The organism is Streptomyces sp. NPDC048416, from assembly GCF_043200435.1.
Taxonomy (GTDB): domain Bacteria; phylum Actinomycetota; class Actinomycetes; order Streptomycetales; family Streptomycetaceae; genus Streptomyces.
In genome coordinates this window covers 1-25,146 of sequence record NZ_JBICXU010000052.1, presented here as the reverse complement: position 1 = coordinate 25,146, position 25,146 = coordinate 1, and the positions used below count along the sequence as shown (strand labels likewise).

The 25,146-nt window shown below is 71.7% G+C and carries 20 protein-coding genes; 13 read left to right on the top strand and 7 right to left on the bottom strand.

Going from position 1 to position 25,146, the window contains the following annotated elements:
- The first annotated feature begins 163 nt into the window (after positions 1-163).
- The gene (locus ACGFW5_RS34360; protein ID WP_393838272.1) at positions 164-1,369 is read left to right on the top strand and encodes a serine hydrolase domain-containing protein; all 1,206 of its coding nucleotides are present in this window, start codon (positions 164-166) and stop codon (positions 1,367-1,369) included.
- Complete coding sequence (locus ACGFW5_RS34355; protein WP_393838271.1) at positions 1,366-2,172, top strand: SDR family NAD(P)-dependent oxidoreductase; 807 nt, start codon at positions 1,366-1,368, stop codon at positions 2,170-2,172. The genes ACGFW5_RS34360 and ACGFW5_RS34355 overlap by 4 nt, the downstream gene beginning before the upstream one ends.
- 92 nt (positions 2,173-2,264) lie before the next feature.
- Here the strand turns inward: ACGFW5_RS34355 and ACGFW5_RS34350 are convergent, their stop codons facing one another.
- From ACGFW5_RS34350 to ACGFW5_RS34335, 4 genes are all read right to left on the bottom strand, one after another.
- Entirely contained in the window at positions 2,265-3,617 is a 1,353-nt protein-coding gene (locus tag ACGFW5_RS34350) for an FAD-dependent oxidoreductase (RefSeq protein WP_393838270.1), read from the bottom strand.
- Positions 3,618-3,663: 46 nt separating this feature from the next.
- Complete coding sequence (locus ACGFW5_RS34345) at positions 3,664-4,509, bottom strand: EamA family transporter (RefSeq protein WP_393838269.1); 846 nt, start codon at positions 4,507-4,509, stop codon at positions 3,664-3,666.
- Between the two features lie 278 nt (positions 4,510-4,787).
- Complete coding sequence (locus ACGFW5_RS34340; protein ID WP_393838268.1) at positions 4,788-6,416, bottom strand: penicillin-binding transpeptidase domain-containing protein; 1,629 nt, start codon at positions 6,414-6,416, stop codon at positions 4,788-4,790.
- Between the two features lie 134 nt (positions 6,417-6,550).
- Positions 6,551-8,374 (bottom strand): dolichyl-phosphate-mannose--protein mannosyltransferase, encoded by a 1,824-nt coding sequence (locus ACGFW5_RS34335; RefSeq protein WP_393838267.1) that lies wholly within the window; start codon positions 8,372-8,374, stop codon positions 6,551-6,553.
- 145 nt (positions 8,375-8,519) lie between these two features.
- Between ACGFW5_RS34335 and rsmI the strand changes: the two genes are divergently transcribed.
- The 6 genes from rsmI (at position 8,520) to ACGFW5_RS34305 (ending at position 14,859) form a co-directional block, all read left to right on the top strand.
- The gene (rsmI, locus tag ACGFW5_RS34330; RefSeq protein ID WP_393838266.1) at positions 8,520-9,407 is read left to right on the top strand and encodes a 16S rRNA (cytidine(1402)-2'-O)-methyltransferase; all 888 of its coding nucleotides are present in this window, start codon (positions 8,520-8,522) and stop codon (positions 9,405-9,407) included.
- Between the two features lie 191 nt (positions 9,408-9,598).
- Entirely contained in the window at positions 9,599-9,973 is a 375-nt protein-coding gene (locus tag ACGFW5_RS34325; RefSeq protein ID WP_393838265.1) for a hypothetical protein, read from the top strand.
- Positions 9,974-10,037: 64 nt separating this feature from the next.
- A complete protein-coding gene (locus ACGFW5_RS34320) occupies positions 10,038-10,910 on the top strand; it encodes a TatD family hydrolase (RefSeq protein WP_393838264.1) in 873 nt (290 codons plus the stop codon).
- Positions 10,911-11,054: 144 nt separating this feature from the next.
- On the top strand, positions 11,055-12,467 hold the full coding sequence (locus ACGFW5_RS34315; RefSeq protein ID WP_393838263.1) for a ubiquitin-like domain-containing protein: 1,413 nt from the start codon (positions 11,055-11,057) through the stop codon (positions 12,465-12,467).
- Positions 12,464-13,327: a 16S rRNA (adenine(1518)-N(6)/adenine(1519)-N(6))-dimethyltransferase RsmA gene (gene rsmA, locus ACGFW5_RS34310; protein WP_393838262.1), complete on the top strand. Its 864-nt coding sequence runs from the start codon at positions 12,464-12,466 to the stop codon at positions 13,325-13,327. The genes ACGFW5_RS34315 and rsmA overlap by 4 nt, the downstream gene beginning before the upstream one ends.
- A 581-nt stretch (positions 13,328-13,908) precedes the next feature.
- On the top strand, positions 13,909-14,859 hold the full coding sequence (locus ACGFW5_RS34305) for a 4-(cytidine 5'-diphospho)-2-C-methyl-D-erythritol kinase (protein ID WP_393838261.1): 951 nt from the start codon (positions 13,909-13,911) through the stop codon (positions 14,857-14,859).
- 2 nt (positions 14,860-14,861) lie between these two features.
- On the opposite strand, the gene ACGFW5_RS34300 is transcribed toward ACGFW5_RS34305, so the two are convergent.
- The 3 genes from ACGFW5_RS34300 to ACGFW5_RS34290 form a co-directional block, all read right to left on the bottom strand.
- Entirely contained in the window at positions 14,862-15,464 is a 603-nt protein-coding gene (locus ACGFW5_RS34300; RefSeq protein ID WP_393838260.1) for a Uma2 family endonuclease, read from the bottom strand.
- 101 nt (positions 15,465-15,565) lie between these two features.
- On the bottom strand, positions 15,566-15,805 hold the full coding sequence (locus tag ACGFW5_RS34295) for a DUF397 domain-containing protein (RefSeq protein ID WP_393838259.1): 240 nt from the start codon (positions 15,803-15,805) through the stop codon (positions 15,566-15,568).
- Positions 15,802-16,659 carry a helix-turn-helix domain-containing protein gene (locus tag ACGFW5_RS34290; RefSeq protein ID WP_393838258.1) on the bottom strand — a complete coding sequence of 286 codons (858 nt, stop codon included), beginning with the start codon at positions 16,657-16,659 and terminating at the stop codon, positions 15,802-15,804. The genes ACGFW5_RS34295 and ACGFW5_RS34290 overlap by 4 nt, the downstream gene beginning before the upstream one ends.
- A gap of 179 nt (positions 16,660-16,838) precedes the next feature.
- Here ACGFW5_RS34290 and ACGFW5_RS34285 point away from each other — a divergent pair, with 179 nt between their 5' ends.
- The 5 genes from ACGFW5_RS34285 to ACGFW5_RS34265 all read left to right on the top strand — a co-directional run bounded on the left by ACGFW5_RS34285 (position 16,839) and on the right by ACGFW5_RS34265 (position 24,987).
- Positions 16,839-18,227, top strand: a complete 1,389-nt coding sequence (locus tag ACGFW5_RS34285; protein WP_393838257.1) for a DUF4157 domain-containing protein — start codon at positions 16,839-16,841, stop codon at positions 18,225-18,227.
- 95 nt (positions 18,228-18,322) lie between these two features.
- Positions 18,323-20,128, top strand: coding sequence for an ABC-F family ATP-binding cassette domain-containing protein (locus tag ACGFW5_RS34280; RefSeq protein ID WP_393838256.1), 1,806 nt, complete (start codon positions 18,323-18,325; stop codon positions 20,126-20,128).
- 306 nt (positions 20,129-20,434) lie between these two features.
- The gene (locus tag ACGFW5_RS34275; protein WP_393838255.1) at positions 20,435-22,150 is read left to right on the top strand and encodes a PQQ-binding-like beta-propeller repeat protein; all 1,716 of its coding nucleotides are present in this window, start codon (positions 20,435-20,437) and stop codon (positions 22,148-22,150) included.
- 46 nt (positions 22,151-22,196) lie between these two features.
- Positions 22,197-24,038, top strand: coding sequence for a PQQ-binding-like beta-propeller repeat protein (locus tag ACGFW5_RS34270; protein ID WP_393838254.1), 1,842 nt, complete (start codon positions 22,197-22,199; stop codon positions 24,036-24,038).
- A gap of 283 nt (positions 24,039-24,321) precedes the next feature.
- On the top strand, positions 24,322-24,987 hold the full coding sequence (locus tag ACGFW5_RS34265; RefSeq protein ID WP_393838253.1) for a response regulator transcription factor: 666 nt from the start codon (positions 24,322-24,324) through the stop codon (positions 24,985-24,987).
- Positions 24,988-25,146: the final 159 nt, after the last annotated feature.

Genomic DNA, 25,146 nt, shown 5'->3' with positions numbered 1-25,146 from the left:
GCCCCCGCATGGGGTCTGGGGCGCAGCCCCAGGGCTCAGCACATTCAATGCGCTGTACGGGCGGGCGGGTGGGAAAACCCCCGGGGTCTGGGGCGGAGCCCCAGGGCGCCGCACCCTCAAGTAGCCGCACGGGCGGGAGGGTGGGCAACACCCCCAGGGTTCAATGGAGGGGGTGCCAAAGGGGCCCCGCGCACAGGGGGAGCAGATCGTGGTCGACGTACAGGGCACCGTGACCCAGGGCTACGAACCCGTGAGGGACGCCTTCGCACGGAACTTCGAGCACGGCGAACGGGGCGCGGCAGTCGCCGCCTACCACCACGGCCGCAAGGTCGTGGACCTGTGGGCCGGCACGAAGGACGTGGACGGCACGGCCCCCTGGGCCCTGGACACCGCCCAGGTGGTCCGCTCGGCCACCAAGGGCGTGGCCGCCGCGGCCCCCCTGCTCCTGCACCAGCGCGGCCGGCTCGACCTGGACGCCCCGGTGTCCACGTACTGGCCCGAGTTCAAGTCGGCAGGCAAGGACCGCACCCTCGTACGCCACCTCCTGTCGCACCGCGCCGGCGTGCCCGCCCTCGACCGCCCGCTCACCCCGGCCGAAGCCGTCGACGGCGAGTCGGGCCCGGCGGCGGTGGCCGCGCAGGCCCCGTTCTGGGAGCCCGGCACCGCGCACGGCTACCACGCGCAGACGTACAGCTGGCTGCTCGGCGAACTGGTGCGCCGCGTCACCGGACGCACCATCGGGCGCTGGGTGGCCGAGGAGATCGCCGGGCCGCTCGGCCTGGACTTCTGGCTGGGTGTGCCGGACACCGAGGCGCACCGGGTGGGCCGGGTCGGCCCGGTCGAGCCGCCGATGGACGGCGCGGGCACCCTGCGGCTGCGGCCCAAGCGGAACGTGGCCGAGGCGTACGCGGACCCGCACTCGCTGACCCGGCGCGCGTTCGGCGCGATCGACCCGCTGCCGGACGAGAACGACCCCGCCTACCGTGCCGCCGAACTTCCCGCGTCCGCGGGCATCTCCACCGCCCGGGCGCTGGCCCGTTTCTACGCCGCCACCATCGGCGAAGTGGACGGCGCGCCCAGGCTGTTCGCGCCCGCGACCCTCACCCTGGCCCGCACCGAGGAGAGCGCAGGGCCCGACCGGGTCCTTGTCGTGAACACCCGCTTCGGCCTCGGCTACATGCTGCACGGCCCCGCGTCCCCGCTGCTCGCCCCGGGCTCCTTCGGGCACCCGGGCCGCGGCGGCTCGCTCGGCTTCGCCGACCCCGAGTCGGGGACCGCGTTCGGCTATGTGACCAACGGCCTCCAGAGGGGTGTCACCGCCGATCCCCGCGCCCAGGCTCTGGTGAGGGCGCTACGTTCGTCCGTATGACACCTTCTCAGGCTGCTCCGCAGACGGTCCCGGGCATCGCACGCTTCCAAGGGCACACCGCGCTGATCACCGGCGCGGCGCGCGGCATCGGCGCCGCCATCGCCCACCGGCTCACCGGCGAAGGCGCCCAAGTCGTCGTCGCCGACATCGACTTGGGGCGAGCCGAGGCAACCGCCGCCGAGCTGAAGGGCGCCGTCGCCCGGCACTGCGACGTGTCCGACCGTGCATCGGTGGAGGCCGCGGTCGCCTTCGCCGTGGAGCAGTTCGGCCGGCTCGACGTCCTCGTCAACAACGCCTACTCCTGCACCGCGGACGCCGAGCGCTTCGAGGACGAGGACGACGAGGAGTGGGCCCGCGATCTCGACGTCACCCTCACCGGCGCCTTCCGGTGTTCCCGCGCCGCCCTGCCGCACCTGGCCGCCTCGGGTCGCGGCGCGATCGTCAGCATCGGATCGGTCAACGGTGAGCAGGACTTCAACAACCATGCCTACAGCGCCGCAAAGGCGGGCCTCGTCTCTCTGACGCGTACGCTCGCCGGGGACGCCGCGCCGCGCGGTGTGCGGGTCAATCTCGTGCACCCCGGCACCATCCGCACCCCCGCCTGGGAGGGCCGCGAGGGTCAGCTGGAACGGCTGGCTCCGGTGTATCCGCTGGGCCGGGTCGGCGAGCCCGAGGACATCGCGGCGGCCGTCGCCTTCCTCGCCTCCGCCGACGCGTCCTGGATCACCGGCACCACCCTGCGCGTCGACGGCGGTCTGCTCGCCGTGAACACCGGTTTCCAGCGCGTGGCCGACGGCGCGTAGTCCGCCGGCCGACAGCGCGTAGTCCGCCGGCCGACGGCGTGCCATCCATGCCGGCGCACGCCAACTCGCATGCGACGTACGACAGTTGGCGCTCACTCGCCGTAGTCCCTGAACACCGCCGCCCGCACCCACGCGCTGTGCGCCGCCGTCCGCAGTACGCCCCGGAACAGCGTCCGGGCCAGCCGGCTGTCGGAGGTCGCCGAGCGGGTCGTGCGCAGCGACCTCGCCACGGCGTCGAAGCCGTAGGCGCGCATCTCGCTCTCGTACGCCCCGATCGCCTGGAGGGGGTCGCGGCGCCGCGCGAGCAGGCCGCTCAGGAGGCGCGCGTCGCGCAGGGCGGTGGTGGCGCCGGTGCCGCCGAGCGCGGGCATGCCGTGAATGGCGTCGCCGAGCAGCGTGACGGGGCCGGGCGGCCACGGCTCGACCGGCTTCATGCCCAGCATGCGCACCGGCACGACGCTGTCCGGGTCGGCCTCGGCGACCAGGCGGACCAGAGCCGGATGCCAGTCGGCGATCCGCTCGGCGACCACGGCCCGCAGCGCCTTGCCGTCCAGACGCTCCACGTCTTCGGGGAAGGCGGTGGCCTTGGCGACGTACGTCCACCGCACGTGGTCGCGGGACCGGGGCGGCCGGGGCCCGCCCGGCGCGTCCACACCCGCAAGCACTACCGCACGCATGCCCGCATCCGTCCCCGCCCCCGCCCCCGTTGCGGCCCAGGCGCGGGGGGCGACCTGGATGGGGGGCCGCTCGCCCGCCGCCGCGTGTCCGGCCGTGCAGAACATCGCGTCCGAACGCGGGGTGAGCACGGAGGTCGACCAGGTCGTCAGGGACTCGGGCAGCTCGTCGGCCTGTGCGTGGGTGAGCTCCAGTCTGCCGGTCACGGCGAGCACGCGGGTGTCGGCGCGCACCGCGTGCGGCAGCAGCTGGCGGCGTACCCGCGAGTCGGCGCCGTCCGCTCCGGCCAGGAGGTCGCCGTATGCGGTGGAGCCGTCGGCGAAGTGCGCGGTGATGCCGCCGTCGTCCTCGTGCTCGTACCGTACGAACTCCCGTCCCCCGCGTACGAGATGGTCGTCCAGGCCCGACAGCAGGACCTGGCGCAGGGCGTGGCCGCTCGGCGCGTGGTGGGAGCGCTGCGGGGTGCGGCCCGGGGCCGGCTGCGGCAGCACGAGCAGTTCCCGCAACTGCTCGGTCACGAAGGCGGACCGTCCGCCGCGCTGCGTGTGCGCGGCGAACTCCTCCCACGCGTCGGGCGGCAGGCACGCGTACAGGGCGCGTGCGCCCTGGGGGCCGATGGGGATGCGATGGTCCTGGAGACGGTCGGCGCGGGCACTCCCGCGTTCGCGTTCGTACACCGCGAATCCCAGACCCGCCTTGCGCAGACCCTGGGCCAGACAGAGCCCGCCGAGGCCGCCGCCGATGATCAGGACGTGCGGTGTGCCGGTCATGGCGCCCCCTTCGTCGAGGCGCAACCTAGTGGCGGGCGGCCCGGTGTCAACCCGCCCGCAGCATCAGGCCGATGCCCACCACGAGCAGGCCCGCCGCGGCGATCCGCGGGGCGCCGAAGCGTTCCTTGAAGAAGACCGCGCCGATCGCCGCGCCCACGATGATCGACGATTCGCGCAGCGCCGCGACCGGGGCGAGCGGCGCCCTGGTCTGCGCCCACAGGACGAGCCCGTACGCGCTGACGGAAAGGGCCGCGCCGAGCAGGCCGCGCACCGCGAACGGCCTGAGTTGCGCGCCCAGTTGGCGGCCGCGCGCGTACCGGGCGTAGGCGGGGATCACCAGCCCCTGGAGGATCATCAGCCAGGCGATGTAGCCGAACGAGGAGCCCGATGCGCGCACCCCCACGCCGTCCACCACGGTGTATCCGGCGATGGCGAGTCCGGTGGCGAGGGCCGCGAGGATGGCGGCCCACTGGGGCCGCGAGCCGCGCAGGCCCCAGAGCGCCACCCCGACCAGGCCGGCACACGAGACGGCCACGCCCGCCGTCTGCCAGGCGTTCGGCGTCTCGTGCACGAACACCGCGGCGAGCACGGTCACCACCAGCGGCGCGGTGCCGCGCGCGATCGGGTACATCTGCCCGAAGTCGCCGAGCGTGAACGAACGCATCAACAGCAGCATGTATGTGACGTGCAGCACCGCCGAGACCAGCAGGTACGGCCAGGCCCCGGCGGCGGGCAGCGGCACGAACGGCAGCGCGAGCAGGCCGATCAGGGCGCCGCCGCCGCCGATCAGGGTGAAGGAGAAGAGCTGGTCCTTGAGATGGTGGGCGAGTGCGTTCCAGCCGGCGTGCGTGATGGCGGCGAGCAGCACCGCGCAGGTGACGGTCACGGTCACGGGCGCCGTCCCCCCACGTCGACGGGGTGTTCTTGAGTGCTCATGCTCATGACCTGCACGCTAATCCCGCGTGCACGCGCCAAGAACACCGGGGCCGAGCCTGCGCGGCGCGACGCGTACCCGGGATGTGCGTACGTGCCGCCGTGCTCGGGGGCCGGGCCTTCGCGGCGTATGGCGCGCACCCGGGATGTGCGTACGTGCCGCCGTGTACCGGGGCCGGGCCCTCGCGCGCACGGCGCGTACCCCGGACGTGCGGTACGCGCCGTGGGCGACTGGGCTCAGCCCGCGCGCAGCACCTGCGCGACGATGGGCCCCGCCGCGTCGCCGCCGTGGCCGCCGGACTGGACGAGGGCGGCGGCCGCCAGGTCGTCGCTGTACCCGGTGAACCAGCTGTCCGACTTGTTCTGCCCGTCCTTCTCGGCGGAGCCGGTCTTTGCGCCCTTGTTGCCGCCGACGCTCGCCATGGCCACCGTCGCCGTCCCGTACGACTGGGTCGCGGTGATGTGCATCATCTCGCGCAGCTGCGCGTCGATGCCCGAGGGCAGCGGCGAGGCCTGCGCCAGGGTGCGGCCGTCGAGGGACTGCGGCACGATCACCGGCTGGCGGAAGCGGCCCGACTGCGCGGTCGCCGCGACGGACGCCATGTCGAGGGGGCTCATCTGCACCTTGCCCTGCCCGATGTACGCGGCCGCCGTCTCGGCGCCCTGCGACGCGGGCACGCTGCCGTCGAAGGACGGCACGCCGACCTTCCAGTCCTGGCCGATGCCGAAGTAGTTGGCGGCGACCTTGCCGAGCGCCCCGTCGTCGTCCACGTCGTCGACGAGCTTGATGAAGGCGGTGTTGCAGGACTTGGCGAAGCTCATCGAGAACGGCTTGTTGTCCAGCGAGAAGTTGTCCAGGTTGTGGAAGGTGACGCCCTGCCACAGCACGCTGGAGGGACACTCGGTCGGCTTGTCGGCGGCGGCCTTGCCCTTCTCGATCAGCATCGCCGCCGTGACGATCTTCATCGTCGAGCCGGGGGCCACCCGCCCCTGGAGCGAGGCGGGGAACTTGTCGGACCGGTTGTCCGCGACCGCCCGTATCTCACCGGTGCTCGGCTTCACGGCCACCACCGACGACTCGCCGAAGCGCTTGACCGCCGTCTCGGCCGCGGCCTGCACATCCGCGTCGAGCGTCGTCTTCAGCTTGCCGGGGGAGCCCTTCTGAAGCGTGATCAGCGTGCGCGCCGGGGTGTTGTCGCCCTGGATCTGGAGCTCGATGCCGGCCGTGCCGTTCACCTTCGCGCCGTACTTCTCGCGCAGCCCGTCCAGGATCGCGCCCAGCGAGGGGTACTTGTCCTTGGTCAGCGGGCGGTCCTTGTAGTCGACGGCCTCGATCTCGGGGTTCTGCGCCCCGCCCGTCACCAGGTGCTCGCCCGTCTTCAGCTGCGGGTGGAGGACCGAGGGCTGCCAGTCGACCAGCGGCTTGAACGTGGACTGGCCGCGTACGACGGTCAGTTGGGAGGCGTAGGCCAGCGGAGCCGTCTTGCCCTGGAAGGAGACCTGGGCCTTCACCGTGTACGGCACGACCGGCCCGGTGGGCGCGCCCGGCGTGACCACCACGTCGGTGATGTGGGCGTCGTCGCGGTAGCCCGTCAGCGCCGTCGCGGCCACCGACTGGTTGTTGGTCAGGGCGGCGGCAGCGGTCGCGTCGCCCTTCGCCCACGCCTGGAGGAAGTCGGCCGACGTCTGCTTGATCTCGTCCGCGCTCAGCGGCCCGGTGCGGGCCGGCGCCCCCTGCGTGCGCTTCTGCGCGGACCCCGAACCACCGCCGTCGTCGCTCAGGAGCGTGTACCCCCCGTACGCCACGCCGCCGGCGACCACCACGAACACTCCGCCTGCGATGGCGACCTTCGCTCCACTGCGCATCCCGCAGTTCCCCTCCCCAGGAGTCCCCCGAACCCCTTGAACATGTTCAAGGGGTTACTTGTGCGTGACTCTACGGGACAGCAGTGACAGCGGAGCTCGCAGTTGTCCGAACGGTTACCGGAACGGAACCGGCGTCACACCCAGCTGTCCAGCCACATCCGGCTGCGCCAGCCGTCCAGGGGGATGGGCGTACCCGTGTAGATCGGCCAGAAATACACGAAGTTCCACACGATGAGCAGCACGAGCACGCCCGCCCCGATCGCGCCCACGGCGCGCCGCCGCTCCCCGGCGGCGAGCCCCGGCGCCACCCGGGAGGCCGGGCCGCGCGCCCCGTGCGGCGGCCCGATGATCGCGCCGATCATCATCGCCACCGCAAGGCACAGGAACGGTACGAACACCACCGCGTAGAAGAAGAAGATCGTCCGCTCCTGGTACAGGAGCCAGGGCAGGAACCCGGCGCCGATGCCGCACGCGATCGCGCCCGCCCGCCAGTCGCGCCTGAAGAACCAGCGCCACAGGACGTACAGGAGCGCGAAGCAGCCGGCCCACCACAGGAGCGGGGTGCCGAGCGCCAGGACCTCGGAGGCGCACTTGCCGCCCGCGTCGGAGGGGCAGCCGCCGGTGCCGGGGCTCGGGCTCTCGTAGTAGTACGAGACGGGCCGGCCGTCCACCAGCCAGCTCCACGGGTTCGACTGGTAGGTGTGGCCCTCGGTGAGGCCGACGTGGAAGCTGTAGACCTCGGTCTCGTAGTGCCAGAAGCTGCGCAGCGACGCCGGCACCCAGCTCATGTCGAACTGCGGCAGATGGTTGATCGTGCCGATGACCGGCAGCTTGACGTGGTCGGGGGACAGGCCCGCGCGGCCGTCCGCCCAGTGCCTCCCGTACCCCTTGTCGGTGACGAACCACGCCGTCCACGACACCATGTACGTGACGATCGCGACCGGCACCGTGGAGACGAACGCCCACACCGCGTCCCGGCGCAGCACCGCCCGGTAGGGGCTGACCGCGCCCGCCGTGCGCCGTGCGCCGACGTCCCACAGCACGGCCATCACGCAGAAGAAGACCAGGATGTAGAGGCCGTTCCACTTGGTGCCGCAGGCCAGGCCCAGCATGAGCCCGGCCGTGATCCGCCAGGGCCGCCACCCGAACCGCAGTCCCGCCGCGATGGCCGCGTCCGGGCGCAGCTGTCCGTCCTCGTCCTCGGGCAGCGCGGCCGCGAGCCTGGCTCTCGTACGGTCGCGGTCGGCCAGGAGGCAGCCGAAGGCGGCCACCACGAAGAACATCAGGACCGTGTCGAGCAGCGCGGTGCGGCTCATCACGAAGTGCAGCCCGTCGACCGCGAGGAGCGTGCCCGCGAGGCAGCCGAGGAACGTCGAGCGGAACAGGCGCCGCCCGATCCGGCAGATCATGAGGACCGACAGGGTGCCGAGCACGGCCACCATGAAGCGCCAGCCGAACGGCGTGAAGCCGAGGTGGAGGAACCTCTCGCCGAATCCGATCACGTACTTGCCGACCGGCGGGTGCACCACGTAACCCGGCGCGGTCGGCACCGAGATGAGGTCGGGGTTGGCGAGGATCGACTTGTCGATGTCCTTCGGCCAGTCGCCCTCGTAGCCCTGGTTGATGAGCGCCCAGGAATCCTTGGCGTAGTACGTCTCGTCGAATATCACCGCGTGCGGCTCGCCCAGTTTCCAAAAGCGCATCAGCCCCGCGACCAGCGTCACCAGGAGCGGCCCCGCCCACGCCGACCAGCGCACGATGCGTTCGGCCCACAGCGGGGGGATGCCGAGCACCGTCCACAGCTGCCCCGACGGCCGGGCGAACGGCGGCACCAGACGCTCGCGCAGTCCGGTTCTCGGCCGCACGACATGGCCGAACCGGCGCATGCGGTGCTGCCAGGAGGGCGGTTCTTCCCCGGCTTCGTGGCCCGGCAGGGTCGGTGGCGCAGTACTGGTCACCGCGCCATCGTAGGGAACTCGCCTATGGGAGTCCCGCGGCCCGGCCCGGCGGCGGCGCAGGGGGCCCGCGCCCGGGTCCGGTGGCGGGGCGCGGCGCGGGTCCCGCGTCCGGGTCCGGCCGATGTGCGGTCGCGGGGCTGCGAGGATGGTCGGTGTGACCGGAACACTCGTACTCGCAGGCACCCCCATCGGCGACACCGCGGACGCCCCGCCCCGGCTCGCCGCCGAACTGGAGCGGGCCGACGTCGTGGCCGCCGAGGACACCCGGCGGCTGCGCCGGCTCACCCAGGCGCTCGGTGTGCACACCCAGGGCCGGGTCGTGTCCTACTTCGAGGGCAACGAGTCGGCGCGCACACCCGAACTGGTCGAGGCCCTTGAGGGTGGCGCCCGGGTGCTGCTCGTCACCGACGCGGGCATGCCGTCGGTCTCCGACCCCGGCTACCGCCTGGTTGCGGCCTGCGTCGAGAAGGACATCAAGGTCACGGCGGTGCCCGGCCCCTCGGCGGTGCTGACCGCGCTCGCCCTGTCGGGGCTCCCCGTGGACCGCTTCTGCTTCGAGGGCTTCCTGCCGCGCAAGGCGGGCGAGCGCCTTGGCCGGCTGCGCGAGGTCGAGGGCGAGCGGCGCACGCTGGTCTACTTCGAGGCCCCGCACCGGCTCGACGACACCCTCGCCGCGATGGCCGAGGTGTTCGGCGCCGAGCGGCGCGCGGCGGTGTGCCGGGAGCTCACCAAGACGTACGAGGAGGTCAAGCGCGGCCCCTTGAAGGACCTCGCGGCGTGGGCGGCCGAGGGCGTGCGGGGCGAGATCACCGTGGTGGTCGAGGGCGCCCCCGAGACCGGCCCGGCCGATCTCGACGCGGCCGAGCTGGTGCGCCGCGTCCAGGTCCGTGAGGAGGCGGGGGAACGGCGCAAGGAGGCCATCGCGGCCGTCGCCGTCGAGACCGGTCTACCCAAGCGCGAGGTCTTCGACGCGGTGGTCGCGGCAAAGAACGCGGCACGTCAGGGCTCCGCGGACGGTAAAGGACTATCGTAAAAAGTAAAACGCAGGCCGCGCACCGGGGCGGACAAAAGCATCCAGCCCTAGGAAAGGCCAAGACCACACCAACTCTCGACAGCCCCTGATGCGTTTTGGCAGCGAAAGGCGTCTCCTGGATCGGGGACCTTTCGCCCCCGCTCGCAAGAGCGCTCGCAAGAGCTTGTCCAGCGGACAAGAGGAGCCGGCACATGAGTGAGATCGCTGAGACCACGGCACACGAGGCGTATGCCTTCGCGTGCATGAGGTGTGGATACGGCTGGGAACAGGCGTACGAGATAGAGCACCACGTAGACGCCACGGGCCAGGCATTCGTCGTGTACAAGGCCAACGGCGACCGGGTGCCTTCCCCGCTGTCCGCCCCCACCTGCCTCAACTGCGGCGGACACGTGGTGCGCATCATGCGCTCCGGACGGGTCTCGTCCGCCCAGCAGGGGATGATCCAGCACCGTGCGCCCGCGCCGTCACAGCCCGCGCCCGCCCCTCAGGACCAGGCCGACACCCCGATGAAGCCGGAGCACCACTGGCACCTGTCGGACCTCCTGCACGCCTTCCACCGCAAGTGAGCCGGGGGCGCGCATGACGGGGCGCACATGACCCGGCGTGCGCGCCTTTCGTAGGATCGGCCGCATGAGCGCCGCCAACGATGCCCCGCCCCCGCTGCCCGAGCCCCTCGGCGTGGCGGTGGCCGATTCGCACACCCACCTGGACATGCAGGACGGCACGGTCGAACAAGCCCTGGAGAAGGCCGCGGCCGTCGGCGTCACCACCGTGGTCCAGGTGGGCTGCGACGTGAAGGGCTCCCGCTGGGCCGCGGACACGGCCGAGGCGTACGCCGCCGTCCACGCGGCCGTCGCCCTGCACCCCAACGAAGCCCCCCGGATCGTTCATGGCGACCGCGACGGCTGGTCGCGCCAGGGAGCGCGCGGTCCCGGCGGGGACGGCGCGCTCGACGAAGCCCTCACCGAGATCGACCGGCTCGCGGCGCTGCCCTGGGTCAAGGCCGTCGGCGAGACCGGCCTCGATCACTTCCGCACCGGGCCCGAGGGCAGGGAGGCCCAGGAGCGCTCGTTCCGGGCGCACATCGAGATCGCCAAGCGCCGGAACAAGGCGCTCGTCATCCATGACCGCGAGGCGCACGCCGATGTGCTGCGCATTCTGCGCGAGGAAGGCGCCCCCGAGAGGACCGTCTTCCACTGTTATTCCGGCGACGCGGAAATGGCCGAACTCTGCGCCGAATCCGGGTACTTCATGTCCTTCGCGGGAAACGTGACCTTCAAAAACGCCCAGCCGTTGCGCGACGCCCTCACGGTCGCCCCGCTGGAACTCGTGCTCGTCGAGACCGACGCGCCGTTCCTCACGCCGGCGCCGTACCGCGGACGGCCCAATGCGCCGTATCTCATTCCGGTCACGGTGCGCGCCATGGCGGCCGTGAAGGGCGTCGGCGAAGACGTGCTGGCCGCGGCGATCGCCGACAACACCGCGCGGGCGTTTGATTACTGAGCGATAACAAAATCCGGCCGTCGTGAGGTCGTGAGGCGGTGCGCAGGGTAGCGTCGCGACACTGCGTAGTCGAATCGCTTTGGAGAGTGACGTCCGCTCCGCTATTGTCCCGGCCCGCACCATCGGACCGGACCCTGGAGCGTCGTGAGCAATTCGCAGGGCAGTCACCGTGCCGCACGCGGCGGCCGCCGCGCCACCGCGGCCACGGCAGTACCGGACGGCACGGCGGCGCCCGCCGCTCCCACGCCCCCCTTCGACTCCCGCGCGCCCCACTACGGGACCCACCCGGTCGCGTACGCCGACCTCGACACCCAGATCGCCCCCCTGACGCTCCCCGAGCCCCGCGCATCCGAGCCGCGCGCATCCGAGCCCCGCGCATCCGAGGCGCCGCACCGCGGCACGGACGACGGCGAGGCGCGGTCCGGGGGCCGCCGTGCGGCCCGGCGCCGACGGTCCTCGGGCAGACCCGACGCGCTGCGCCGCCTGCTCCCGCAGGCCCTGGTCGTCGCGTTCCTGGCGGGCGGCACCTCCGCGTTCCTGGTCAGCGACAAGGCGGTCAAGCTCACCGTCGACGGTGCACCGCGCACCCTGCACACCTTCGCCGACAGCGTCGATGACCTGCTCGCCGACGAGCATGTGCCGGTCGGCGCGCACGACCTCGTGGCGCCCGGCGCGGACACCGAGCTCGCGGGCGGCGACGAGGTCGTGGTGCGGTACGGCCGCCCCGTGCGGCTCACCCTCGACGGTCAGCGCCGCCAGGTGTGGACCACCGCCCGTACCGTCGAAGGCGCCCTGCGCCAGCTCGGCGTGCGCGCCGAGGGCGCGTATCTGTCGGCGTCGCGCTCCTCGGAGATCGGCCGCGCGGGCCTCGCCCTTGACGTACGCACCGAACGCTCGGTGACCTTCCTCGCGGACGGCCGCGAACGCACCCTGCGCACCAACGCGGCCACCGTCGCCGACGCCCTGGAGGAGGCCGGCATCTCGCTCCAGGGCCAGGACACCACCTCCGTACCCCTCGGGTCCTTCCCGCGCGACGGCCAGACCGTCACCGTGATGCGGATCAGCGGCACCAAGGAGGTGCGCGAGGAGACCATCCCCTTCAGAACCGAGCGGACCAGGGACGCGACGCTCTTCGCGGGCACCCAGGTCGTGGTCCGCCAGGGCGAGAAGGGCGCCCGCAAGGTCACGTACGCGCTGCGCACCGTCAACGGCGTCAAGCAGAAGCCGAGGAAGATCGCCGAGGAGATCGTCCGCGCGCCGGTCACCCAGCGGATCAAGGTCGGCACCAAGGCGCTGCCGTCGTCGGTGGTCGGCGCCGACCACCTCAACTGGAGCGGCCTTGCCCACTGCGAGTCCGGTGGGCGGCCGAGCGCGCTCGACCCGTCGGGCACGTACGGCGGGCTCTACCAGTTCGACCCGGGCACCTGGCACGCGCTCGGCGGCCACGGGCGGGCCGAGCAGGCACCGGCAGGGGAGCAGACGTTCCGGGCGAAGAAGCTCTTCGTGAAACGGGGGGCGAGTCCGTGGCCGCACTGCGGCCGTAGGCTGTATCGGTGAGCACCACTGAGCCCGACGCGCTTCTTACCCCCGCCGACGTCCGCGAACTGGCCGCAGCGCTTGGCGTACGCCCCACCAAGCAGCGCGGCCAGAACTTCGTCATCGACGCCAACACGGTCCGCCGGATCGTGCGGACCGCCGAGGTCCGCCCCGACGACGTGGCGGTGGAGGTGGGGCCGGGCCTCGGCTCGCTGACCCTGGCGCTCCTGGAGGCGGCGGACCGGGTCGTGGCGGTCGAGATCGACGACGTACTGGCGGCAGCGCTCCCCGCGACCATCGAGGCCCGCATGCCCGCCCGGGCCGACCGCTTCTCCCTCGTCCACTCCGACGCGATGCAGATCCAGGACCTCCCGGGCCCGCCCCCCACCGCGCTCGTCGCGAACCTCCCCTACAACGTGGCGGTCCCCGTGCTCCTGCACATGCTGGACCGCTTCCCGAGCATCGAGCGCACCCTGGTCATGGTCCAGGCGGAGGTCGCGGACCGCCTCGCGGCGAAGCCGGGCAACAAGGTGTACGGGGTGCCGTCGGTCAAGGCGAACTGGTACGCGGACGTCAAGCGCGCCGGGTCGATCGGCCGCAACGTGTTCTGGCCCGCCCCGAACGTCGATTCTGGCCTGGTGTCGCTGGTGCGGCGCGCGGCGCCGGTCGAGACGACGGCCACCAAGTCCGAAGTGTTCGCGGTGGTGGACGCGGCGTTCGCCCAGCGCCGCAAGACCCTGCGGGCGGCGTTGTCCGGCTGGGCGGGGTCGCCTGCGGCGGCGGAGGCGGCGCTGGTGGGGGCCGGTGTCTCGCCCCAGGCGCGGGGCGAGGCGTTGACGGTGGAGGAATTCGCCGCGATCGCCGAGAACCGGCCGAGCTGACCCCATTTTCCGGCTGCGCACCGCGCCCCTTGGCGGCACGGCGCCGGTCCGCTGCGCAGTTCCCCGCGCCCCTTGGCGGTATGGTGCCGGCCCGCATGGGCATCTTCAGCCTGCCGGGCTGTCCGGTGCGGGCCGGTACGGACATCTTCAGCCGGTCCGGCGTTTGAGGACGAGCGCCGTTCGGGCGCGAACGGGGTTTGGGGCGGAGCCCCAGGGGGCCGGCCTTCGGCGTGCTGGCCGTGGGTGGCTGGTCGCGCAGTTCCCCGCGCCCCTTGGCGGTATGGTGCCGGCCCGCATGGGCATCTTCAGCCTGCCGGGCTGTCCGGTGCGGGCCGGTACGGACATCTTCAGCCCGTCCGGCGTTTGAGGACGAGCGCCGTTCAGGCGCGAACTGGGGTCTGGGGCGGAGCCCCAGGCACCCCGATTTCGGCTGCGGACCGCAATCGCTCCTCGCGCAGTTCCCCGCGCCCCTCGGCGGTACGGCGCCGACCCGCATGGGCATCTTCAGCCCGTCCGGCGATTGAGGACGAGCGCCGTTCGGGCGCGAAACGGGGTCCGGGGCGGAGCCCCGGTGGGGGAAGATGGGCGGGCCCGCACCCGAAGGAGCCCGCCCCGTGACCCCCGGCACCCCCACCCCCCGTACCGTCACCGTCCGCGTCCCCGCCAAGGTCAACGCCCAGCTCGGCGTGGGGCCGGCCCGGCCGGACGGGTTTCATGACCTCGCCAACGTCTTCCTCGCGGTCGGCCTCTACGACACCGTCAGCGTGACCCCCGCCGACACCCTCCGCATCACCTGCACCGGCCCCGACGCCGACCAGGTCCCGCTCGACCGCACCAACCTCGCCGCCCGCGCCGCCGAACTCCTCGCCGCGCGCCACGGCATCGAGCCCGACGTCCACATCCACATCGCCAAGGACATTCCCGTAGCGGGCGGCATGGCCGGCGGCAGTGCGGACGGCGCGGGCGCGCTGCTCGCCTGCGACGCGCTGTGGGGTACGAACGCCTCCCGCGCCGAACTCCTCGACATCTGCGCGGAGTTGGGCAGTGACGTACCGTTCAGCCTCATCGGCGGCGCCGCACTCGGCACCGGGCGCGGCGAGAAGCTGGCCCCCCTTGAGGTCGGCGGCACCTTCCACTGGGTGTTCGCCGTCGCCGACGGCGGGCTCTCCACCCCGGCCGTCTACCGCGAGTTCGACCGCCTCACCCCGGCCGCCCCCGACCCCGCCGCCTCGCCCGACCTCCTCGACGCGCTCCGCACCGGTGACGCCAAGGCCCTCGCGGGCGCCCTCACCAACGACCTCCAGGCCGCCGCGCTCTCCCTGCGCCCCACCCTCGCGGACACCCTCGCGGCGGGCACGGCCGCGGGTGCCCTGGCCGCGCTGGTCTCGGGCTCGGGCCCGACGACGGCGTTCCTGTGCGCCGACGCCGAGGGCGCCGAGGCCGTCGCCGCCGCCCTCACCGTGTCCGGCACGTGCCGCACCGCGCGGACCGCGATCTCCCCCACCCCGGGGGCAACGGTCCTGTCGGCCTGAGGTCAGTCCCTGGAGGCCGCGCGCAGGTCGATCTCCAGGGCGCAGGGCTTGTCGACCCTGAGCTCTCCGCGCTGCATACCCATGTGCACGTACGCCTTGGTCAGCGGATCGAGCTCGTAGATGTGGACCACCGGCTCGTCGCCTCCGCCCCGTTCCACCCGCCAGAAGTTGGGAATCCCTGCGGCGGCGTACTTCTGCGGCTTGGTGGTGCGATCGCGGGACTCCGAGTCGGGGCAGACGACCTCGACGGCCAGCAGTACGTCCTTGGGCTCGAAGCGTGTGTGGTCCATCCCGCTCACCGCGGACGCGTGCACCACACTGATGTCGGGCTCGGGGCAGTTCTGCCTGTCCAGCACCACGGTCATCTCCCGCACCGCTTCCAGCTTGGCGGGAAGAGCCCGGTAGAGCCCCTTCATCAGTAGCTCGATCACGAAGAAGTGAAAGTAGCGCTGCGGACTCACGAAAATCAGGCTCCCGTCGATCAGCTCGGTGTGAGACGGGAGATTGGGCAGCGTGAACAGGTCGTCCACGGTGTAGCCGTCCTCGGGCGGCACAGGCCACTGCTGGCGGTGCTCGACGGACTCGGCGGTCATGGTTCCTCCCATGGACGGGATTCTTCGGCCTGCCCGTCCACGGTAGCCGCCGCTTTCCGATCACGTCACTACGAAGAGTGACCCGGCCGTGTCCTGTTCGACTGTGCCTGACCTCAGCCCCGGTGCCCCGCGACGAACGCGGACCACGCTTCGCTGGAGAGGGCGAGGTGGGGGCCCTGCTTGTCCTTCGAGTCGCGTACGTGCACGGTGGTCGGGCAGACGGCCACCTCTACGCAGTTGTCGCCCTGGCCGCTGCTGTAGCTCGACTTGTGCCAGGCGAGGGCTACTTCGACGCAGCTGTCGCCCTCGGTGCCGCTGTAGCTGGACTTGTACCAGGCGAGTTCGATGCTCATAGGGCTCCTCGGATCTGCTCCAACAGGCCCCGCGACTCAGCGGGGTTGAGGGCCTGCGAGCGCAGTGTGTCATACGCCTGCTGGAGAGGGGCCACCTCTTTCAGGGCGCTAATCAGACGTCCGTTGCGCTGACCCTCGGAGTAGGCATGCCGCTTCCCGTCAGGTCCCTCCAGGAGTGCGAGCGGACCGGCCAAGCATGAGTGGGCCTCGGCGTCGGTCGGCATGATCTGTAATGTCACGTTCCTGGGGGTCGTACTAGCCAGCACGTGGTCCAGCATTCCGCGCGTCACCTCCAACCCCCCGATCCTCTGCCGGAAGACCACCTCGGCCACGATGAAGGCGAGGGGGATACTCGGCCGTTCCGTCAGGAGTCGCTGACGTTCCGTTCGTGCCGCTAGCTGGCTCTCCACCTGGGCGTCTGAGAGCGTTGGCACCTCGTTCTCGAACAACGCGCGCGCATACGCCTCCGACTGGAGCAGCCCCGGCACCATCCGGCACTCGTACGTGCACAAGCTCACCGCCGTACGTTCAAGCCGCGCCCACTGGCGAAACCACGCCGCCAACCCCGGCTGCCGCGTCAGGTGGCCGAAGGCCCGTCGGAGCGCGCCCGTGTTGCCAAGGGCACCCTCCGCTCGTTCCACGAACTCCTCGTCCGGCATGCGGCGGCCCAGTTCGACCGATTCCACCGTGTGTTTGGAGAAGCGGACCAGCAGGGCGAAGGCATCGCGCGTGAGCCCGGCGTGTTCGCGCAGGCCCTGCACGAAGGCGCCGAACGTCTTGAGGCTGTCGGACGGTACGGGCTCGCCCGCGCCGCCACCGCCGCCGCCCTCGTCCCGCGCCGCGTTCTCGCTCATGTGCCGCCACCTTCCGGTGAGTTGATCTCCCCGCTCAACTCACCCAGGGTGACCGATCGCGACCGTACCGTCCACCCTCCGTGTCCGTACGCTCGCTCAGCGTACGGATGGGCGGCCCCGCTAACGCCGCCGATCGCAGGGGTTAGGGAAGCGTTGGCGCCGCCCGGGACGCTCGTGCGATGCACGCCAACGACCCGGCCCAGAACTTCGACGGCAAGAAGCCCGCGTGCTCCGCCGCGAAGGCCCCCATCCCTGGGGGAGGGCTTGCCGCTCAGCTGCTCGCGTTCCAGGGCAGCGCGGGCAATGCCGCCGTCGTCCAGATGCTCCGCGCGGCCGGGCACCCCTGGGCCCAGGAGCGGCATCAGCACGGAGCCGGGTGCGGCCATCAGCAGACCGAGCGGGCGGCGGAGCAGCCCGCCGTTCAGCGCTCCGCCGTGCACGACGTCCTGAGTACCGGCGGTCGTCCCCTGGACGACGCGACCCGTACGGACATGGAGGGCCGGCTCGGCGCGGACTTCTCCGACGTGCGCATCCACAACGACAGCGCCGCCAAGGCGTCGGCCGCCGAGGTCGGTGCCCGCGCCTACACCTCCGGCAACCACGTCGTCATCGGTGACGGCGGCTCCGACAAGCACACGCTCGCGCATGAGCTGACCCACGTCATCCAGCAGCGTCAGGGGCCGGTCGCGGGTAACGACAACGGGTCGGGGCTCAAGGTCAGTGATCCGTCGGACCGGTTCGAGCGCGAGGCGGAGGCCAACGCCACCCGGGTCATGTCGGGGCCGGGCGGGGAGACCGTACAGCGGGCGCGGGCGGAAGGGCCCGCTCATCACGCGGGAACGGTGCAGCGCGCACCCAACAAGAAGAAGGACAACGGAGAGGGCTCCTCGGGCGGCGGCGGGGGCGGCAAGCGCCAGGGAGACCACGTCTTCAACTCGCTCGACGCGAAGGCCTCCGGCATCGTGCGCAAGCTCAATACGGCGTGGGCGGACTTCGTCGGCGCCCTGGATGACGACACCAAGGACGCCATCAAGGCGTCGCCGGCCATGAAGGAGCGCATGAAGGATCTCAACGACGGCCGCAAGAACGCTGTGGACGCCGTCGCGACGGCCGCGACGGCCGCCGGCAGCTACGGCCACCCCGGCAAGGGATCCGCCTTCGTCTCCTTCTGCGCCACCCTCCCCGAACATTCGACCTCGGGAAGCGACGCGAATTCCACCACGTACGGCACGTTCAGTACGGCCCTTGAGGACTTGGCCGCCGCCTGCGCCGACGAGGCATGGACCCTTCCTCAGGAGATGGCGACCGCGGCGGGGGCGACCAGCTGGCCCGACTACCTCGCGGCCCGGATCTATGACGCCGACGCGGCCCTGAAGGTGAGGGCGAAGCGGCTGAGCAACAACAGCGACCGGACCGCGTTCGACGCCTGGCAGACGGAAACCAAGACGCGGTACATGGCCCTCTTCGCCGCCATCATCGCCGCCATGCGGGCCACCCGCGCGGCCGTCACATGGCTGCGACAGCAGAATCAGGCCGCGCAGGGCGGCCCCCAGCAGGACGCCGCCTGACCACCGGCCCGGGCCTTGATCATCCACCGGGCGCCGTCCGGGCGCCCCGCGGCGACTACCCTGGATGACGATCCATCCCCGCGCTCAGGAGTGAAATGGCCGTCAACCTGGTCAATGTCGAGGCAGTCAGCAAGGTGTACGGGACCCGTGCCCTGCTCGACGGCATTTCCCTCGGCGTCTCCGAAGGGGACCGGATCGGGGTCGTCGGACGCAACGGCGACGGCAAGACCACCCTGATCCGGATGCTCGCGCAGCTGGAGGAGCCCGACACCGGGCGCGTCACGCACGTGGGCGGGCTCCAGCTCGGCGTGCTCACCCAGCACGACTCGCTCGACCCCGAGGCCACCATCCGGCACGAGGTGATCGGCGACCTCGCGGACCACGAGTGGGCCGGCAACGCCAAGATCCGCGACGTGCTGACCGGCCTGTTCGGGGGGCTCGACCTGGCGGGGTTCGCGCAGGGCCTCGACACCGTCATCGCGCCGCTGTCCGGTGGCGAGCGGCGCCGCATCGCGCTCGCCAAGCTGCTCATCGGCGAGCCCGACCTGATCGTGCTCGACGAGCCCACCAACCACCTCGACGTCGAGGGCATCAGCTGGCTCGCCCGCCACCTCCAGGCCCGGCGCTCGGCGCTCGTCTGCGTCACCCACGACCGCTGGTTCCTCGACCAGGTCTGCACCCGCATGTGGGACGTGCAGCGCGGCTCGGTCTTCGAGTACGAGGGCGGCTACTCCGACTACGTCTTCGCGCGGGCCGAGCGCGAGCGCATCGCCGCCACCGAGGAAGTCAAGCGGCAGAACCTGATGCGCAAGGAGCTCGCCTGGCTGCGCCGCGGCGCCCCGGCCCGTACGTCCAAGCCGCGCTACCGCATCGAGGCGGCGAACGAGCTGATCGCCGACGTGCCGCCGCCGCGCGACACCAGCGAGCTGATGAAGTTCGCCAACGCCCGGCTCGGCAAGACCGTCTTCGACCTGGAGGACGTGACCGTACAGGCCGGCGAGAAGCTGCTGCTCAAGCACCTCACCTGGCAGCTCGGCCCCGGCGACCGCATCGGCCTGGTCGGGGTGAACGGCGCGGGCAAGACGTCCCTGCTTCGCGCGCTCACCGAGGCCTGGAACACCGGGGGCGAGACGCAGCCGGTCGCGGGCAAGGTCGTCGTCGGCAAGACCGTACGGCTCGCCTACCTCTCGCAGGACGTGGCCGAACTCCCGCCCGCGCTGCGGGTGTTGGAGGCCGTGCAGCAGATCCGCGACCGGGTCGACCTCGGCAAGGGCCGCGAGATGACCGCGGGCCAGCTTTGCGAGCAGTTCGGCTTCTCGAAGGAGAAGCAGTGGACGCCGGTCGGTGACCTGTCGGGTGGCGAGCGGCGACGCCTCCAGCTGCTGCGCCTGCTCATGGACGAGCCCAACGTCCTCTTCCTCGACGAGCCCACCAACGACCTCGACATCGAGACGCTGACCCAGCTCGAAGACCTCCTCGACGGCTGGCCCGGCTCCATGGTCGTCATCTCCCACGACCGGTTCTTCATCGAGCGCACCACCGACCACGTGTGGGCGCTGCTCGGCGACGCCACGCTGCGGATGCTGCCGCGCGGCATCGACGAGTACCTGGAGCGCAGGCGGCGGATGATCGAGTCGGCGCCGGCGCCGGTCGCCGCCCCCGCCGCGAAGGCCGCGCCCGTCGTCTCCGCGCAGGACGCACGGGCCGCGAAGAAGGAACTCCAGAAGGTGGAGCGCCAACTCAACAAGATCAACGAGCGTGAGACCAGTCTGCACGCGCAAATCGCCGACAACGCCACGGACTTCGGGAAGGTGGCGAAACTGGACGCCGAGCTGCGCGAACTGATCGTCGAGCGCGACGAGTTGGAGATGCGCTGGCTGGAACTGGCCGAAGAGGCCTGAGGCACACCCGTACGGACGTCTTGCGACGCTTGCGTAGAGGCGGCGTACAGAGTCCATAACGGCGGCATCACGGGCCGGTTCTCCCTTGGGAACAGGGGCGGACCGGCCCGTGGTGCGTGCGTCTTCGAGTGATAGAAAGTAGCTCCGTTCGACTGACGTAAAGACGCAAAGACGCAAATTCGGGGGTATCTCGCTGTGACCCAGCCGCCCAGTTCTCAGCCACCGCAGGGGGGCTTCGGGGCACCGCAGGACAAGCCCCAGGGGCCGCCCGCCCAGCCTCAGGGACCGCCGCCCCAGCCGCCGCAGATGCCTGCCGCGCCCCCCGGGCCGCCGCAGGCACCGCCGGCCGCGGCGCCCGGTTACGGCTACCCGCAGACGCCCCCGCCGCAGCCCGGTTACGGCTACCCGCAGGCACCCGCCCCGCAGCCCGGGTACGGCTACCCGACGGCGCCGGGCCAGCCGGGTGCGCAGGGCAACCCGTACGCGCAGACGCAGCAGGGCGGTTACGGCTACCCGGGCCAGCCGCAGTACCCGGGAGCCCCGGTGCCGCCGCAGGGCGGGGGCGGCAAGAATCCGTTCAAGGGCAAGCCGGCGGCGATCGTGGCCGCGGCGGTCGCGGGCCTCCTGGTCATCGGCGGCGGCGTGTACTTCGCCACGAGCGGCGGCGGAGACGACAAGAAGCCCGTGGCCGACAAGAGCAACAGCGCGGCTCCCAGCGCCTCCGCTTCGGTCGACAAGGGTGACGGCAAGGGCGACGGGCGCGCCGGGAGCGACGACATCAACGCCGGGGCCAGGGCGGGCGACGCGCGGGCCTGGCTGCACGAGAACGAGACCCCGCTGCCCCAGAACGGCGCCACTCAGTACGGGCCCTGGGTCCTCGGCGACACCGTGATCAAGGCCATGTACAAGGAGGTCGTCGGGTACACGGTGGCCGACGGCAAGCAGAAGTGGTCCGTGCCGCTCGACACCCCCATCTGCGGTGCACCGGCCGCCCCGAGCGCCGACGGGAAGCTCGTCGTCGGCGTCAAGGAGGACAACACCAAGGACGCCAAGTGCAACCAGCTCCAGATGGTCGACCTCGCCGCCGGCAAGATCGGCTGGAAGGTTACGGTGCCGAAGGAGGGGCTGTTCGACATCATGGACAGCTTCGACATGGCGATCTCCGGTAACACCGTCGCCCTGGCCCGCAGCATGGGCGGCGCGAGCGGCTTCTCCATGACGGACGGCAAGAAGCTCTTCGGCACCCCGAAGACCGGCAACTGCGCCGCCGCCGCGTTCGCCGGCGGGCCCAAGCTGATCGCCGTCAGCGAGTGCAGCGACCCCAACGACACCTCCAACTCAGGGGAGTCCGACCTGCTCCAGGAGCTCGACCCGGCGACGGGCAAGCCCAAGTGGGGCTTCCAGTACGACAAGGGCTGGGAGGTCCAGCGCGTCTACTCGATGGACCCGCTGGTCGTGTACGCGACCAACAACGACAAGAATGCCTCCAACATCTCGATCTTCACCGCGGACGGCAAGCTCCGCTCCTCGGTGAAGTCCAACTCCGCGCTCACCGCGCATTGCGGCGGTCTCGGCATCATCAGCCGGGAGCTCCAGGCCTGTTGGGGTGTGGTCGCCGACGCCAACATGCTCTACCTCTCCACCGACGGCAAGAAGAGCGACGAGCTCGGCGTGGGCCGTACCAACGACGTCGTCGCCATCGACCTCGGCACCGGCGAGGAGAAGTGGCACGCGGCCGCGCCCAAGGGCCGCATCATGGAGCCGATCGCCCTCGAAGGCGGCAAGCTCACCCTGTACGTCGAGCCCGGTATCGAGGACGCCTCCGCGATCGCATCGCTTCCGATGACCGGAGGCACCCCGCAGATCACTGTGCAGAGCCCGTCGACGGCCGCCGCCGCCGAACGCGGCTTCTTCAGCCCCAAGGTGCTGTGGTCGGGCGGACGCGTCTTCATCCTCGAAGGCAGTGTGCAGGGCCCCAAGGGCGACGAAAAGGACAACGCGTTCCTGTCCTTCGGCAAGTGACGCCCCAACTCCCCGTGCCCGCCCTTGAGTCAGAGGTCCCTACATCATGAGCCAGCCTCCCCAGCCCCCGCAGCAGCCCCCGCACGACGCGCCCAAGGGTTTCGGTGCGCCCCAGGAGCCTCCGGCGTCCGGTTTCGGCGCGCCCCAGGAGCCCCCTGCGGGCGGCTTCGGTACGCCCACCCCGCCCCCGCCCGCCGGTCCGCCGAGCACTCCGCCGCCCGCGGGGCCCCCGGCCTACGGCTACCCGCAGGCGCCCGGGCAGCAGCCCGGGTACGGCTACCCGGGAGCCCCCGGGCAGCAGCCGGGTTACGGCTACCCGGGTCAGCCCGGTCAGCCCGGTCAGCCCGCGTACGGGTACCCGGCGCAGCAGCCCCCTCAGCCGGGGCAGCCGCAGTACGGCATGCCGGGCGCGCCGGGCCCCGGCGGTCAGCCGGGCGGCAAGAAGCCCAGCGCACAGATGACGATCATCATCGCGGCGGTCGTCGCGGTGGCCCTGATCGTCGGCGGCGGCCTCTGGTACGCCTCCGGCAAGGACGACGGCAAGAGCGACGCCAAGACGGGCGACACCGGCGGCACCAACGGTGACGGCGGCGCCGCGACCGGGGGTGGCGGCAAGGAGAAGGTGCCCGCCAACACCGCGGCCAAGGTGCTGTTCCAGACGCCCCAGCCCGCGGTCACCGACCTCACCTCGGTGCACGGCTCCTGGCTCACCGACAAGGCGTACGTCAAGGCCGGCGTGAAGGAGATCGTCGGCTACGACCCCCTCAAGGGCACCGAGATCTGGAAGCTCCCGCTGACCGGCAACGTCTGCGAGTCGACCTCGCACGTCTCCGCCGACGGCAAGACCGCCTTCGCCTTCGAGACCATGGAGAACGGCTCCAAGTACCCCTCCTGCACCGAGATCGCGGGCCTCGACCTCACCACCGGCAAACTGCTGTGGCAGGCCGACATCAAGGGCGCCACCGGCGACCGCAAGACCCGGTTCGACGAGGTCACCCTCGGCGCGGGCACCGTCGCGGCCGGCGGCCTTGACGGCGGCGCGGCGTGGGACCTGAACACCGGCAAGGAGCTGTGGAAGCCCACCGTCACCACCGACCAGTGCAAGGACGTCGGATACGGCGGCGGTGACGCGCTCGTGGCCGTCCGCAAGTGCGGCGACTACGACAAGCCCACGATCAACGTGCAGCCCCTCGACCCCAAGAGCGGGCAGCCCCTGTCGACGTACAAGATGATGGACGGCATCCAGTACGCCCACATCGTGTCGACGAAGCCGCTGGTGCTCGCCGCCGACGTCGGCGACACCGCGGGCGACGGCAGCGGCATCTCGGACTTCTTCTCCGTCGACGACAAGACCGGAAAGCTGCTCGCCCGCATCCCGGCCCCCGGCGACAAGTACTCGGGCGACTGCGACAGCACCGCCGTCGAGAAGTGCACGAAGGTCGTCGCCGGCAACGGCAGGCTGTACGTGCCGACCGAGGAGCACGACAACGCGGCAGGCGGCTCCGACTCGATCGGCCGCACCAACGAGATGCTTGCCTTCGACCTGACCACCGGCCAGGCGGTGCCCGGCCGGGTCGACGCGGGCGACGGCTACACGATCTACCCGATGCGCATGGACGGCAACAACGTCATCGCGTTCAAGACCCCCCCGTACAACAAGGGCAGCGAGGTCGTCAGCATCAACGGGGGCACCCTCAAGACGACGGTGCTCCTGGAGAACCCGAACGACAGGACGGTGAGCGACGTCATCCAGTCGTTCACCGCGACGGACTCCGAGATGCTGTACGCCAACGGCCGCCTGTACATGGGGGAGACGCTGTTGAGCAAGCCGTTCTCGAACAGCGACTCCGACAAGCGGTACCTGTTCATGGCGACCGGCACGGGCTGACCGGGTGGCGGTTCCGCGGCGGGCCCCGGTGGCGGATTTCGTCCACCGGGGCCCTCTCCTTTTGCCCGCACGCCCCCCTTGGCGCTCCCCCTCGTACTTCCTCAACCGGGCCCGTATGCAGGAGAATTCGGCATTCCGAGGGCTTCTCGCCGGTAAGCGGCGCACGGCGTCGAACAAGCGTGTAGCTTGCCGGGGCAGGAGGGGCCGAGGACCGGGGGGTCCGAGCGGGCTGCCCGCGGCTCGAAGAGAGCTGGGGGAGGGCCCGGGGGATGGGGGTAGCGCGATGGGCGTGCGGCTCATGGTGGTCGACGATCACCGGCTGCTCGCCGAGGCACTTGCCTCGGCGCTGAAACTGCGAGGTCACCGGGTGCTCGCCGCGACGGCTCCGGTCGCCGGCGCCGCCGAACTGGTGGTGAGCCGAGCGCCCGAGGTGTGTCTGCTCGGCACGGCCGCGCCCGCCGAACCGGGGGTGTTCGACCCGATCGTACGGATCAAGCGGGAGCGGCCGCAGGTCGCCGTGGTGGTGCTCGGGCCGGTGCCGAGCCCGCGCGGGATCGCCGCGGCGTTCGCGGCGGGGGCGTCGGGGTACGTGCGTCACGACGAGCGCATCGAGGGTGTCGAGCGGGCCATGGTCAAGGCCAGGGCCGGCGAGACGGCGGTCGCGCCGCAGCTCCTCCAGGGTGCGTTCGCCGAACTCCTCAACCCCGCGGCGCAGCCCGACGACGAGGGGCAGCGTCTTCTGCGGCTCCTCACGCCGCGAGAGGTGGAAGTCCTTGTCCGGGTGGCGGACGGGGAGGACACGCGGGTGATCGCGGCGGGGATGGGTATTGCGCCCTCCACTGCGCGGACGCACGTTCAGCGGGTGCTGATGAAGCTGGGGGTGGGGTCTCGCCTTGAGGCGGCGGCGCTGGCCGCGCGGACCGGGCTCCTGGACCGAGCCGCGCCCTGACCCCGGGGGTGTTGCCCACCCTCCCGCCCGTGCGGCTACTTGAGGGTGCGGCGCCCTGGGGCTGCGCCCCAGACCCCGGGGGTTTTCCCACCCGCCCGCCCGTACAGCGCATTGAATGTGCTGAGCCCTGGGGCTGCGCCCCAGACCCCATGCGGGGGC

Excerpts from the sequence above, each read along its gene's own strand:
- ACGFW5_RS34360 (WP_393838272.1), top strand. The coding sequence starts at position 164 with ATGGAGGGGGTGCCAAAGGGGCCCCGCGCACAGGGGGAGCAGATCGTG.
- ACGFW5_RS34355 (WP_393838271.1), top strand. The coding sequence starts at position 1,366 with ATGACACCTTCTCAGGCTGCTCCGCAGACGGTCCCGGGCATCGCACGC.
- ACGFW5_RS34350 (WP_393838270.1), bottom strand. The coding sequence starts at position 3,617 with ATGACCGGCACACCGCACGTCCTGATCATCGGCGGCGGCCTCGGCGGG.
- ACGFW5_RS34340 (WP_393838268.1), bottom strand. The coding sequence starts at position 6,416 with ATGCGCAGTGGAGCGAAGGTCGCCATCGCAGGCGGAGTGTTCGTGGTG.
- rsmI (WP_393838266.1), top strand. The coding sequence starts at position 8,520 with ATGGTCGGTGTGACCGGAACACTCGTACTCGCAGGCACCCCCATCGGC.
- ACGFW5_RS34325 (WP_393838265.1), top strand. The coding sequence starts at position 9,599 with ATGAGTGAGATCGCTGAGACCACGGCACACGAGGCGTATGCCTTCGCG.
- ACGFW5_RS34320 (WP_393838264.1), top strand. The coding sequence starts at position 10,038 with ATGAGCGCCGCCAACGATGCCCCGCCCCCGCTGCCCGAGCCCCTCGGC.
- ACGFW5_RS34305 (WP_393838261.1), top strand. The coding sequence starts at position 13,909 with ATGGGCGGGCCCGCACCCGAAGGAGCCCGCCCCGTGACCCCCGGCACC.
- ACGFW5_RS34300 (WP_393838260.1), bottom strand. The coding sequence starts at position 15,464 with ATGGGAGGAACCATGACCGCCGAGTCCGTCGAGCACCGCCAGCAGTGG.
- ACGFW5_RS34295 (WP_393838259.1), bottom strand. The coding sequence starts at position 15,805 with ATGAGCATCGAACTCGCCTGGTACAAGTCCAGCTACAGCGGCACCGAG.
- ACGFW5_RS34290 (WP_393838258.1), bottom strand. The coding sequence starts at position 16,659 with ATGAGCGAGAACGCGGCGCGGGACGAGGGCGGCGGCGGTGGCGGCGCG.
- ACGFW5_RS34285 (WP_393838257.1), top strand. The coding sequence starts at position 16,839 with ATGCACGCCAACGACCCGGCCCAGAACTTCGACGGCAAGAAGCCCGCG.
- ACGFW5_RS34280 (WP_393838256.1), top strand. The coding sequence starts at position 18,323 with ATGGCCGTCAACCTGGTCAATGTCGAGGCAGTCAGCAAGGTGTACGGG.
- ACGFW5_RS34275 (WP_393838255.1), top strand. The coding sequence starts at position 20,435 with ATGCCTGCCGCGCCCCCCGGGCCGCCGCAGGCACCGCCGGCCGCGGCG.
- ACGFW5_RS34270 (WP_393838254.1), top strand. The coding sequence starts at position 22,197 with ATGAGCCAGCCTCCCCAGCCCCCGCAGCAGCCCCCGCACGACGCGCCC.
- ACGFW5_RS34265 (WP_393838253.1), top strand. The coding sequence starts at position 24,322 with ATGGGCGTGCGGCTCATGGTGGTCGACGATCACCGGCTGCTCGCCGAG.